Origin of the sequence: Paenibacillus xylanexedens (genome assembly GCF_001908275.1) — a bacterium.
GTDB lineage: Bacteria > Bacillota > Bacilli > Paenibacillales > Paenibacillaceae > Paenibacillus > Paenibacillus xylanexedens_A.
Genome location: NZ_CP018620.1, coordinates 1,678,551 through 1,692,205 on the forward strand (window position 1 = coordinate 1,678,551; position 13,655 = coordinate 1,692,205).

Genomic DNA, 13,655 nt, shown 5'->3' on the forward strand with positions numbered 1-13,655 from the left:
AATGAGATGACAAAGGTAATCGCCCTGGCTAATCAAAAGGGCGGTGTGGGCAAAACAACAACGGCTGTAAATTTAGGAATTGGCTTAATTAAGGAAGGCAAAAGGGTACTTCTAGTGGATGCGGATGCGCAAGGGAATTTGACAGATTCCTTGGGCTACCGGGAACCAGACAGCATTCCTGTTTCGTTAGCTACTTTGCTTATCAAAACGATGATGGAGGAGTCCTTCGATTCACAAGAAGGAATTTTGCAGCATCAGGAAGGTGTCGCACTCATGCCAGGCAATATTGAGTTATCAGCGGTTGAGGTTTCTCTTGTAAACACGATGAGCCGTGAAACGATTCTGCGCTCATATATAGATCAGGTAAAGTCAAATTATGATTATGTTCTTATTGATTGCATGCCAAGCCTGGGGATGCTGACAATTAATGCCTTGGCAGCAGCAGATAGTGTCATTATTCCGGTACAGGCGCATTATTTGCCAGCAAAGGGAATGGCTCAGCTTTTGCAAACCATTGCCCGTGTACGCCGTCAAATTAATCCGAAACTGGCGGTGGATGGCGTGCTGCTTACGATGGTAGACAGCCGCACTAACTTTGCCAAGGATATTGCTCATGTGCTTCGGCATGAGTATGGGGACAAGCTGCGCGTCTTTCAGGATGAAATTCCCTTGTCCATCCGCGCGGCGGAAACGAGTGCCAAGGGAAAGAGCATCTACGCGCATGATCCAAATGGTCAGGCTGCGAAGGCTTATATGGCTTTTACGAAGGAGGTGCAGCGTATTGGCAGCGAAAGACGACAGACGCGCCAGCATCAAGCTGAGCACGGTCGATGATTTATTCTCGACAGATGAAAGCCGTGCTGATGCGCAACGGGAAAAAGTAATGGACATTCCACTTGCTGAAATCAGTGAGTTTCCCGGCCATCCCTTCAAGGTCAAGGCAGATGAAGCTATGCTGGAAATGGCAGATAGTGTGAAGCAATATGGAGTTCTTGTTCCAGGATTGGTACGTCAGAAGCCAGACGGCAGCTATGAGATGGTTGCGGGGCATCGGCGAAAAAAAGCCAGTGAGCTTGCGGGTGTAGAAACAATGCCGTGTATTGTAAGAGAACTGGACGACGACCAGGCAACAATCATAATGGTCGATAGCAATTTGCAAAGAGAGAACATTTCAGCGAGTGAGAAGGCCTTTGCTTATAGAATGAAACTGGAAGCGATGAAAAGGCAGGGTCAGCGAACGGATTTAACTTCCGCCCAAGTTGGGCGGAAGTTGGATGGGCGAGAATCAAGAGAAATACTTGCTGAACAAGTCGGAGAAAGTCGAAACCAAATTTCCCGTTACATCCGCCTAACCGAGCTCACCCCAACCATTCTTGAAATGGTGGATGAGAAGCAAATTGCCTTTAATCCAGCAGTAGAGCTATCTTACTTGTCCGAAAAAGAGCAGAAGGATCTCTACGAAACAATGCAGTCTGAGGATTGTACACCATCATTGGCACAGGGGCAGCGTATGAAGAAGCTAAGCCAGGATGGGCGACTGAATATGGATGTTATTTTCTCTATTCTTACGGAGGAGAAGCCAAATCAGAAGGAAAAGCTGCATATCCAGCGTGAAAGAATTGACCGTTTCTTCCCAAGGGAGTTCACTGAAAAGCAGAAGGAAGACCTCATTGTGCAGCTACTGGAGGGCTGGTATCGAAAGCGGCAGCGAGAACATGAGCGCTAATTCTCCAATATACAATAAAACCGAATAGAATAACCGGCTCTCCTGTAAATGGAGAGTTTTTGTAATGCCATTTTTCAGAGAGAGGAGGTGAGAGGAAAATGGATTTTACTAAGGGGGAAGCGACGTGCCTATGAACGCTTAATGAAGGAAAAGCCTGGCTTTGGTCGCCATAAGAAAGAGGATGAAGAGGGAAGTCAGCGTCCTTGCATCTCAGATCGTAAGCAACGGACAGGGGAACAAGAAAAGCAGGGAAAAGAGGATGCTTAATGGAGCAGGAGAAACGGATGGTAAAGGGATATGAGGTCGTTCAAGCCATTGAAATTGGCAAGGTTGAAGTGATTCTTGCTGTAGACGAGCAGCAGGACAAGCCCTATTTGGTTTGTTATTGCACGCGGCAAAATCCGCTCAGCATGGAGCAATATTATGGTGCGGAACAGGGAACCGATTATTTAAAGGCTATGCAGGATTTTACGGAGCGGATTCAGGATGAGGTAGCTTCCTTGCAGCAGGAGCGGGCCGAGCTTCCGCTGGATATGCCTGTGTTAACGGCGAATGAATGTCATGCACTTACCAGTGAAGCCCATCTTGAAAATGAATTGCTGGCTATTCGCCCTGAACGACTGCGCCCTGAATATCGGGCTGCCCATCACCAGCTTGTCGTGGCTATAGGCGCCTTTGGGATGACCCCTCACTCCAATGGAAGAGCAACCATTACATCTCAGAAATTGATTATAACCATTTAAAAATCCAGAACAGTCTTTATGAAATATACAATCAGCAAATAAATAAACATAAAGAATTTTTGAGAGATTATAAAAATATCGAGAAACTATTTGAGTGCGAAATTACTATTCCTCCTAAAATTACATATTTAGCAATTGATAAAAGAAATCAATTATATTTAGGGGAAGAAAAAATGATGTCTGTGTACATGTTGGCTGCACTATTGAGATCATACTTAATAAGCAATTCTATTCACCTCCAAAAAGTGATTGAGGAAATTCAATCCTTACAGACAAAAGTTGAATATTTTCATAGTGAAAGTGAAAACGTAATCCAACTAGATGAACTAACTATTCTAAGTGATCAAATCAGTTCAGATGATTATTTTAAATTATGAGGATTTCTAACGTATGGAATGAATGTAAAAGCAAAGCGGCAGCATATCAAAGCTCTATTAAGAGTTTGGTGCTGCCGCTTTTTTATTCTCAAATTATTTGAGAGAAGGGTCCGATTTGACCTAAAAATGAAACCGATGGTAGAGGAGCTCACCCTCGCTTGTTCTTTGACAATAACAAATTCTCTCATCCGGACTTCACAGATTGTAGCTATTACTTAAGCTTTGTCACTATTGTTGACGTCATTCTCGGAAGAGTCCACTTGTTCTTGGTTAAGGGAACTGTGCTCTTGATGAGTTTTGCGGAATTGACGGTACACTACATATAATTCGAAGTATCTTATCAACTCGTCCACCAAATTATCATGAACTTTATGAAGTGTATCTATGTTATTTAATAACCAATGAATGATATCGAAAAGTATATTCATTTGCATATCCTTCCTTTCCTAAGGTGATTTGGGTCTTCATATTGAACCTTCTGAAGATAAATGGCAGAGATTTGCTCTTTCACTATCCAAGGACAGAACCTGTCAGCTTGAGTAACGAAATTAGAGATAGCGAAGATTTCAAAGCGGTAGTCGATTGCAAATATTTAGTTGTAGTTCACACAACTGGACTGCCCTGCAGGTGGCCGTTCTGTGAAAGTTTCAATTTATGTACTAATAGTAATTCAGCCATAATCGTCCTAACAGGAGGTCGGACTTCATGTTATTGAACAAAATTGAGCCCTTACAAATAAACAAAATACTGTTTATTTGCAAGGGCTCTCTGATAATGCTTGAAAAGAAACACGAAGTCGGACTTCATGTTTTCTCAAAATTATTTTATTGTAGCGTATGAAACAATAAAATAAGAAGATATAATGATTCTTTTATTTTTGGTATTAACATACCAAAAATAAATATTGGTTGACACGAATTATGTGTGGTGCTATGTTTTATGTATGAAAATAACAGTGAGTTGTTTTGCAAGGGAGGGATAAAGATGCGCAACGACAAGCAGGTGAACTATATTTGGAATCGTTATAATGCGTTGAGGGGATATACTGCTCAGTCAGAGTTGCAAGTTGCATTGTTCCTTTTAAAAAAGACAAAAGATGAATTTTTATTAAGTTCAAGAAAGCCTACTGAGCAGAAAGCTTATGAGCTAATGCTTTCAATATCAAATAGTTACGGAATGAAAAATCCATACCCGGATTCTAAGACGTTTTTTGGTGCTTTTATGGCTATGGATGATGAAGATATTGATTGGGAAATGGTAATGGCATCTGCAGATCCTAAAGGGATGTTTTACATACCAAAAGTTCTGATTACAGAATTTGAAAAACATTTTAATCCAAACACTAAGATGGTGTTGATACCTGAAGCTGAAAAATTTGTACCTTACCTTACTGAATTAGTAACTCGACATTCTGATTGTGAATTCTTCATAACTACCATGAATAGCGTGAGTAAAGTTCTTCTCGACGAAATGTTTAAGGAGTATGTCAATGTTATTGTCGAGCAGACAAGTATTTATGAGTATGAGTTTTCAGCAAGGAAGTTTGATTTAATTCTGGCTGTACCTATATTTGGAGCGAGAGAACGAAGAGAAGATAACGGAGATTTCATTTGTAGGGAATATGAAATGATAGCTGTAGAAAATTTACTATTACACTTGAATAGCTCGGGAGTACTGGTAATTGTACTTCCAGCCCGGATAACTTTTGCTGCGGGATCGATTAAAGATTTAAGAGAGTTTATACAAGGCATGTATAAATTGGAGGAAATAGCTGAGCTACCAACTGGGATATTTTCATCTACTGCTATTAAGACATATATGTTTACGATCACAACTGGGCGAACAGAAGATGTAATGATTAAGAGGTACGATGCTGCTTCAAGCAACATTAAAAAAAATGGAATCAATGAACTGGTTCTTATAGATGATACATTTGTTATGCTGGAAGAGTTATTGGAAATGGGTTACTGGAATGTTGATCATATCTTTGCGATGGTGGATGAAGATTGGCAGCATTATCAGAACTCAAGTATTAAAAAAGAAGAATTAGGTAATGTTGCTGAAGTTTTTCGCGGAAAGACGATCAACAAAAAAGATGACAATGGTAGTTTTGGGGTTGTAAATATATCGAATCTTAATGATTATGACATTGATTATGCGGGTCTTGATTACATCGAGGAGGAAGAGCGTAAAGTTGCAAATTACTTACTTAGAGATGGGGATCTATTACTACCAGCGCGTGGAACAGCGATCAGAATAGCAATTTATCAAGAACAGAAGTATCCTTGCATCGCGTCATCAAACATTATTGTAATAAGACCGAATGAAAAACTGCTTTTAGGGACATATCTAAAAATTTTCTTGGATAGCCCATTGGGGAACAAAGTTTTAGCAGGAAAACAGCAAGGAACGGTTGTCAATAATATTAGCTATAAAGACTTGAAAACGTTAGAAATTCCGTTGCCCAGGGTCGATGAACAAAAGGTGATTGCAGAAGAATATGAGATGGAACGTTCCAGATATGTAGAAAGCATTCGACTTGCTGAGGGTAGATGGACTGAAGTTATGGGGCGTCTTCAAAAAACTATTATGAATGTGAAACAATAAAATGTTGATATAAAAAACTTTGTTGTAACGGGGATTTATTTTTGAAAATTTGTATGTACGCTGAGGCTTCACTAAGAGTATTTGCCCGGCACCAGGGAGGAAATTGCATGATTGGGGCTATTATTGGCGATATTGTCGGTTCCAGATTTGAATGGGATAATCATCGCTCTAAAAATTTTGATTTTTTAACATATAAGTGTTTTTTCACTGATGACTCGATAGTGTCATTAGCGATATGTGAAGCACTTATGATCTGTAAACGTGACTTTAGTGACTTGAGCGATCAAGTTGTTAAATCCATGCAAGTTATTGGAAGAGCCTATCCAAGCAAAGGGTATGGAGGAATGCTCCGAAAATGGATGTATAGTGATTCTCCTGAACCATACAACAGTTTTGGTAACGGTGCAGCAATGAGAGTTAGCGCTTGTGGCTATGTAGCTTACACCATTGAAGAAGCTAAATTACTATCGCACAAGGTGACAGCTGTAACACATAATCATCCTGAGGGGATAAAAGGTGCGGAGGCTATTGCTGTTGCAGTCTTTCTGGCTCGTATCGGGAAAAATATCTTAGAAATACGCGATTACATTGATAAGCACTACTACCCTATGAATTTCACGCTTGAGGGGATTAGGGAAACATACCAGTTTAATGAGACATGCCAAGAAACAGTGCCGCAAGCACTTGTTGCATTTTTTGAGTCATTCAATTTTGAAGACGCAATCCGGAACGCTGTTTCTATTGGTGGCGATAGTGATACATTGGCTGCAATTACTGGGAGTGTGGCAGAAGCCTACTACGGGGTGTCGACACATATCAGAAAGCACGCACTGACATTTCTTGATGAGCGGCTCCTGAAGATACTGCTTAAGTTTGAAAACATATATCCCGCAAAGATGGAAAAGATACAGTCTTCAGGGAGCGTCAGCATTATAGAAGAGTCTGTAGGAGCCAAAATAAAAACGGGAGGTAGAGAAGAAATGATCCATTCAGCAATGGATGCTGCTGATAAAGCACTAAAAAACAGTAATTCAGAGACTGAGGAAACATCAAGTCAAACACTCTATTCTCACCTTTTTAAAGCCTGCAATATATTGCGCGGCCCAATTAATCAGGATGAGTTTAAAAGCTATGTAACCCCAATTCTATTTTTCAAGCGACTATCTGACGTTTATGATGAGGAAACACAAGCTGCGCTAGAAGAATCTGGTGGTGATGAAGAATTTGCTAGTTTCCCTGAAAACCATCGTTTCATCATTCCCGATGGCTGCCATTGGCAGGATGTTCGTGAAGTAAGTGAAAATATTGGAGTAGCAATAGTCAAGGCCATGAACGGAATTGAACGTGCCAACCCCGATACTCTTGACGGTGTTTTTAGCAGCTTTGATGATGCAAATTGGACAGACAAAACAAAGTTATCAGATGAACGATTAAAAGATCTTGTAGAACATATGTCAAAAATAAAAGTAGGAAATAGTAACTATTCTGCTGATGTTATGGGAGACAGTTATGAATACTTAATTAAAAAGTTCGCGGACTTATCAAAGAAGAACGCAGGAGAATTTTTTACCCCGCGCTCAATTGTAAAACTTCTGGTTATACTCTTGGCACCACGAGTTGGTGAGTCCGTATACGATCCTGCAGCTGGTACCGGTGGGATGCTTATTGAAGCTATCCATTATATGAAGGGTGATAAACTGACTTATGGTCGTATCTATGGTCAAGAGAAGAACCTCGCAACTTCTGCAATTGCCAGAATGAATCTGTTCCTTCATGGGGCGCATGATTTCAAGGTATCTCAAGGCGATACGTTGCGAATGCCAAATTATGTGGAAGGCGGTAAGCTAAAAACCTTCGATTGTGTCATTGCGAATCCGCCATTTTCCTTGAAGAATTGGGGTGCTGAACAGTTTAGTTCTGACAGATATGGTCGCAATTTATGGGGATGCCCTACGGACTCTAATGGAGACTTTGCTTGGTTGCAGCACATGGTTAAATCCATGGATCGCGATAAGGGACGATGTGCTGTTGTACTTTCTCAAGGTGTATTGTTCCGTGGCGGTAAAGAAGGCGAGATTCGAAAAGAACTTGTTGAATCCGATAAGTTGGAATGCATTATTACGTTAGCAGGTGGCGTTTTTTACTCAACGAGTGTCTCTGCCTGTATCCTGCTTCTGAATAATAAAAAGCCGAAGAAGCATGAAGGACGTATATGCATGATTGACGCTTCAAATATCTATACTCCTCAGCGAGCACAGAACATCATGACGGAGAATGACATTCGTAGAGTGTTTGATTATTTCATTGATTATGAGAATGTAATTGAACATGTAAAGATCGTCAATGTAGATGATATTCGCGGTAAGGACTACACGTTGGCAATTAACAATTATATTGAAAAGAAAGAACAAGAAACTGTGTCGCCTTCACATGTTCGCAGGGAGTATTATGAAGCTTTTGACGAGATGATTGAAGCTGAAGAAAAAATGATGAAATTACTCCTGGTAGGGGGATATGTCAATGAGTAAGCGTATCACAATTGAAGAATTGCAGTCCTATCTTTGGAATTCTGCTGTTCTATTAAGGACAAATATCGATGCCGGAGCTTATAAACAGTATATATTCCCGCTGTTGTTCTTCAAGCGTATCAGCGATGTTTATGATGAGGAATGCGAACAAATTCTTGAAGAATACGATGGAGACGAAGAAGCTTTAACGTGGGAGGAGAATCACCGTTTCATCGTGCCGGAGGGCTCTCATTGGCGTGATGTGCGATCAGTAACAGAGAATGTTGGAGTTGCAATTGTAAATGCTTTTCGAAAAATAGAAAATGCAAATGCTAATAAACTGCAAGGGATCTTTGGCGATGGTGCCTGGACGAATAAAAATCGTCTCCCTGATCGGTTACTGAAAGAGTTAATAGAACATTTCGGTACTAAAACACTCTCTATTAAGAACTGCCCGGAGGATGAGCTAGGTCAGGGATATGAGTATTTGATAAAAAAATTTGCTGATGACAGCGGCCATACCGCGCAGGAATTTTATACGAACCGTACGGTGGTACACTTGATGACGGAAATGCTAAAACCTAAATCCGGCGAATCCATATATGATCCTACATGCGGCAGTGCTGGGATGTTGATTTCAGCAATTGCATACTTGAAGGATCAGAAGAAAGAATGGCGTAATGTATCGGTCTTTGGACAAGAAATTAACGCACTTACATCCGCCATTGGCAAGATGAATCTTTTTCTTCATGGTGTGAAAGACTTTGACATTGTCAATGGTGATACTTTGAAAGCACCTGCTTTTATTGAAAAAGGGCAATTGAGAAAATTCGATTTAATTCTTGCTAATCCACCGTACTCTATCAGTCAATGGGATCGTGAAGCATTCGCTAGTGACAAATACGGTCGGAATTTCCTTGGTGTCCCACCACAAGGACGTGCTGATTATGCTTTTTTGCAGCATATAATCAAAAGTCTTAATGAAGAAGCCGGTCGCTGTGCAATTCTGTTCCCTCATGGTGTGCTATTTAGAAATGAAGAGAGCACGATGCGAGAAGATCTCGTCCGTAAAGATATGCTTGAATGCATTATAGGGTTAGGACCTAATCTGTTCTATAACTCTCCAATGGAGGCTTGTATCATCATCTGCCGAATGAATAAGCGTCCTGAGCGTCGCGGCAAAGTTCTTTTCATCAATGCAGTCAAAGAAGTTGAACGCAAAAATGCGCAGAGTTTTTTGGAGGAAAAGCACATCCAAAAAATTTCCAAAGCTTATGACGATTATATTACGGATAGCGATTTTGCTCGTGTTGTAACAATTCAGGATTTGGAAGAAAACAACTTTTCTCTAAGCATTCCACTATATGTAAAGCACCCAGGACAGAGTGTTGAAGTCGATGATCGAAATTTACAGGAACACTATGAAGGCTGGAGAACCACTTCAGAGATTATGAAACTTCGATACATGAAATTGAATAAAATGATTGGGAAGGGAGGCGAAGACAATGAGTAGGGTACTCTTAGGTGATGTTGCTAAAGAACGCAGAGAAACTTGCAAGAGCAGTAAAGATGGATATCCGATTGTAGGCCTTGAACATCTGACTCCAGAAGAAATTACATTGACAGCGTGGGACGAAGGAAAAGAAAATACTTTTTCAAAATTGTTTCGCGAAGGAGATATTTTATTTGGTCGTCGTAGAGCTTATCTAAAGAAAGCTGTGCTTGCCCCGTTTGATGGCATTTGTTCAGGAGATATTACAGTAATCGAGTCAATACCTGAAAGGATACTTCCAGAATTGCTTCCTTTCATAATTCAGAACGATGCATTGTTCGACTTTGCAGTTGGAAAGTCGGCTGGTTCTCTTTCGCCACGTGTCAAATGGGAGAATCTTAAAAACTATGAATTTGAGCTGCCAGATATGGAAAAGCAACGTGAGTTGGCAAAGATCTTATGGTCCATTGACAGAACTAAAAAGACTTATCAAAAATTGTTGAAGAAGACAGATGAGTTGGTGAAAGCTCAATTTATCGAGAAGTTTGGAGAACTCGGAAGTGATATAAAGGGTTGGGGATTAACAACATTAGGAAGTTGCTGTGAACTTAATCCACGAAGGCCTAAAGATTTAAATTCTGAAGCTGAGTATTCCTTTGTAGCAATGCCTTCAGTTAGTGAAAAAGGTATTGTTGACTCAACCATTCTGAGACCTTACTCAGAAGTCTATAAAGGCTTTACATACTTTGCAGAAAATGATGTTTTGTTTGCGAAAATTACACCTTGTATGGAAAATGGTAAGGGAGGTATAGCAGTTGAACTCAAAAATGGGACTGGTTTTGGTTCTACAGAGTTTCATGTCTTGAGACCTATCATTGGGAAAAGCAATTCATACTGGTTGTATATTATCACAATGTTTAGTAAGTTCAGGCAAGACGCAGAAAAGGTTATGACGGGCACAGGTGGACAAAGAAGAGTTCCAATTACGTTCCTAGATCAATATCCAATATCTTTGCCGCCAATTGAACTTCAGAATGAGTTTGAAGTCTTCTTCCGACAAGCCGACAAATCAAAATGTGAATTGGAAAAAGCACTTGAAGAACTGAATTCTACTTACAAGAGAATCATTTCTGAGAATCTTGGCTGACATAAGATGCTATTTCATTTTTTTGATCAACTCACAGGATGCGTTTACTACGAAAGCAAAGCGTTATTTATGTAATCGTTTATTTTTTACTAAGATTGGAGGTACAACTGATGTTTAATGAAGACAACACGATTGAGCAAATGGTTCTTGCATCGCTCAATAACAATGGTTGGAAGTTTATCCCCGCCGAAGAATTGCAACGTGAATATTCTGACGTAATGGTTGAGACAATGGTTAAAGAGGCTCTCATTCGTCTTAATCCTGAAATTGCTGAAGAACCATCCCGTGCAGATGAAGTTATTTATAAACTGCGTACTCTCATTTTGACGGTTCAGCCGCACAATCTAGTAACACAGAATGAAATATTCAAGAAAATGGTTTTTGAAGACAATTCCTATCCATTCGGCAAAGATGGGCGAATGATTCCCATTCGTTTCTTTGGAACAATGACTAAGGAAGACTTGGCTCTGAACGAATTTGTTGTCACTAATCAATGGGTATATCCTCAAAAAGAGAATGGTAAGAGGCTAGATATTGTTCTATTGATTAATGGATTTCCTGTGGCGATTGGTGAGTTGAAAACGCCTGTTCGTAATTCTATAACATGGTTGGATGCTGCGAGAGATATAGCTGCCTATGAAAAAAGCATACCAGGCATGTTTGTAACTAACATATTCAATTTCGCTACAGAAGGCAAAAGTTATAGATATGGTTCAGTTTGTATGCCAGTTGGAATGTGGGGGCCATGGCATACTCCAGAACATAAAAGTGAAGGAAGTCTTGCTGATGTGAAAATCAGTATTGAAGATATGATTTTACCAGAGAAGATCATGGACATTTTTCAGTTCTTTACATTATTTGCAACCGATAAAAAGTATCGCAAATATAAAGTGATATGCCGTTATCAACAATATGAAGGCGCGAATCTTATTGTGGAACGCGTAAAGGCTGGATTCCCAAAACAAGGACTAATATGGCATTTTCAAGGTTCTGGAAAATCCTTACTAATGGTTTTTGCAGCACAGAAACTTAGAATGATACCTGAATTAAACAATCCAACAGTAGTTATAGTTGATGACCGAATTGATCTAGAGACGCAGATAACTGCAACATTTAATTCATCGGATATTCCTAATCTTGTAAGTCTAGGCTCAAAAGATGACTTAGAATCTTTCTTCTTAGGAGACCAGAGAAAGATTGCTATAACAACAATCTTTAGATTTGGTGATGTTAAAAAGGAACTTAACCCTAGAGACAATATCATACTTATGGTGGATGAAGCTCATAGAACTCAGGAAGGTGATCTGGGTGGTAAGATGCGTCTTGCTCTTCCGAATGCGTTTTTCTTTGGCCTTACAGGTACACCGATTAACCGTATTGATAAGAATACTTTCAATACATTTGGTGCAGTTGAGGATAAGAGTGGATATATGAGCAAGTATTCTTTCTCGGATTCAATTCGTGACAATGCGACGTTACCATTGAATTTCGAACCAGTACCAGTTGACCTACATGTCGATAGGGAAAAGCTCGATGCTGAATTCGAATCATTAACAGAGAATTTATCTAATAAAGATAAAGCAGAGCTGTCTCGGAGAGTTAACATGAAAGCTATTATGTATGACCGGAAACGTATCAGAAAGATATGTGAGCATATAGCGAAGCATTACCAGGCGAAAATTGAACCGAATGGTTACAAGGGTCAGGTTGTTTGTTATGACAGAGCGTGCTGTCTTATGTATAAAGAAGAACTTGATAAATTGCTAGGTCCGGAAGCAACTACTATTGTAATGGACACTAATAATGATAAAGATGATAAGTATAAAGCGTATAAACGTGATAGGGATGCAGAAGGTAAGGTTTTAGACAGGTTTAGAGAACCTAACGATCCTTTGAAGCTTGTTATTGTAACGTCAAAGCTTCTTACTGGTTTTGATGCACCTATATTGCAGGCTATGTACCTGGATAAGCCAATGAAAGATCATAATTTGCTGCAGGCCATCTGTCGTACTAACAGAACCTATGATGAAGGTAAGACTCATGGTTTGATTGTTGACTACATAGGTATCTTTGATAATGTCGCAACTGCTTTAGATTTTGACGAATCAAGCATGAAAAAGGTCATCTCGAATATTGAAGAAGTCAAAAAACAAATTCCTGCATTAATGCGCAAGTGTTTGAGTTATTTCATGGGAGTAGACCGTACAATAGATGGTTGGGAAGGTTTAATTGCTGCACAAGAATGTTTGCCAAACAATAAAATCAAGGATGAATTTGGAGCAGATTATAAAGTACTTAATCGAGCGTGGGATGCTCTATCACCAGATCCGTTTCTGAATTCGATGAAATTTGATTATCAATGGCTTTCAAGAGTATTCGAATCCGTAAAACCTACTGATGGAAGAGGCGGGTTGATTTGGGCTTCTCTTGGGGCGAAAACTTTGGAATTGGTTCATGAGAATCTGCAAGTCGGAGAAGTACATGATGATATGGAAATTCTTACGATGGATGCAGATTTAATTGATGAATTTATTGAAAGACAAAAAAATCTGAGAAAGACAACGATCAAAGTTGAAATTGATTTAGTCGCAAGAATTCGCAAATATAGTAATGATATCAAATTTGTTAAATTAGGAGAAAAACTTGAGAATCTCCGCGAGAAACACGAACAAGGTCTAATAACCAGTATTGAGTTTCTAAAACTGCTGTTAGAGCTTGCGCGGGAAGCTGCAGAAGCTGAACAAGAAGTAGTGCCTGAGGAAGAAGTGGATAAAGGCAAGGCGGCACTAACAGACCTTTTTGATGGTTTGAGGAATTCAAAGACACCAATTATCGTCGAACGAATTGTTGGTGATATAGATGATATCGTTAAGATTGTAAGATTCGATGGTTGGCAGGGGACAACTGCAGGAAAGCAGGAAGTGAAAAAAGCTCTTCGGAGTGTTGTCTGGGTCAAATATAAAATTAAGGACAAAGAAGTCTTTGATAAAGCCTATCAGTACATTGAGCAATATTACTAATTCGTAGACCAGATGTGATGAGAATCCGGTAGGGGG

Annotated in this window: 9 protein-coding genes; 8 read left to right on the plus strand and 1 reads right to left on the minus strand. The window is 39.8% G+C overall.

What is annotated here, in order from left to right; genetic code table 11:
* The first annotated feature begins 6 nt into the window (after positions 1–6).
* From BS614_RS07540 to BS614_RS07550, 3 genes are all read left to right on the plus strand, one after another.
* Positions 7–834, plus strand: coding sequence for a ParA family protein (locus BS614_RS07540; RefSeq protein WP_074093504.1), 828 nt, complete (start codon positions 7–9; stop codon positions 832–834).
* Entirely contained in the window at positions 782–1,726 is a 945-nt protein-coding gene (locus BS614_RS07545) for a ParB/RepB/Spo0J family partition protein (RefSeq protein ID WP_244898283.1), read from the plus strand. The genes BS614_RS07540 and BS614_RS07545 overlap by 53 nt, the downstream gene beginning before the upstream one ends.
* Positions 1,727–1,992: 266 nt before the next feature.
* Positions 1,993–2,469, plus strand: coding sequence for a hypothetical protein (locus BS614_RS07550; protein ID WP_074093505.1), 477 nt, complete (start codon positions 1,993–1,995; stop codon positions 2,467–2,469).
* 592 nt (positions 2,470–3,061) lie between these two features.
* Here BS614_RS07550 and BS614_RS07560 read toward each other — a convergent pair.
* On the minus strand, positions 3,062–3,274 hold the full coding sequence (locus tag BS614_RS07560) for a hypothetical protein (protein WP_074093507.1): 213 nt from the start codon (positions 3,272–3,274) through the stop codon (positions 3,062–3,064).
* A gap of 556 nt (positions 3,275–3,830) precedes the next feature.
* Between BS614_RS07560 and BS614_RS07565 the strand changes: the two genes are divergently transcribed.
* The 5 genes from BS614_RS07565 to BS614_RS07585 all read left to right on the plus strand — a co-directional run bounded on the left by BS614_RS07565 (position 3,831) and on the right by BS614_RS07585 (position 13,619).
* The gene (locus BS614_RS07565) at positions 3,831–5,453 is read left to right on the plus strand and encodes a restriction endonuclease subunit S (protein ID WP_074093508.1); all 1,623 of its coding nucleotides are present in this window, start codon (positions 3,831–3,833) and stop codon (positions 5,451–5,453) included.
* 107 nt (positions 5,454–5,560) lie between these two features.
* Positions 5,561–7,981, plus strand: a complete 2,421-nt coding sequence (locus BS614_RS07570) for an N-6 DNA methylase (RefSeq protein ID WP_074093509.1) — start codon at positions 5,561–5,563, stop codon at positions 7,979–7,981.
* A complete protein-coding gene (locus tag BS614_RS07575; RefSeq protein WP_074093510.1) occupies positions 7,974–9,473 on the plus strand; it encodes a type I restriction-modification system subunit M in 1,500 nt (499 codons plus the stop codon). The genes BS614_RS07570 and BS614_RS07575 overlap by 8 nt, the downstream gene beginning before the upstream one ends.
* Positions 9,466–10,599 carry a restriction endonuclease subunit S gene (locus BS614_RS07580; protein ID WP_074093511.1) on the plus strand — a complete coding sequence of 378 codons (1,134 nt, stop codon included), beginning with the start codon at positions 9,466–9,468 and terminating at the stop codon, positions 10,597–10,599. Before BS614_RS07575 ends, BS614_RS07580 begins: the two co-directional genes overlap by 8 nt.
* Positions 10,600–10,709: 110 nt before the next feature.
* Positions 10,710–13,619: a type I restriction endonuclease subunit R gene (locus tag BS614_RS07585; protein WP_074093512.1), complete on the plus strand. Its 2,910-nt coding sequence runs from the start codon at positions 10,710–10,712 to the stop codon at positions 13,617–13,619.
* Positions 13,620–13,655 lie beyond the last annotated feature (36 nt).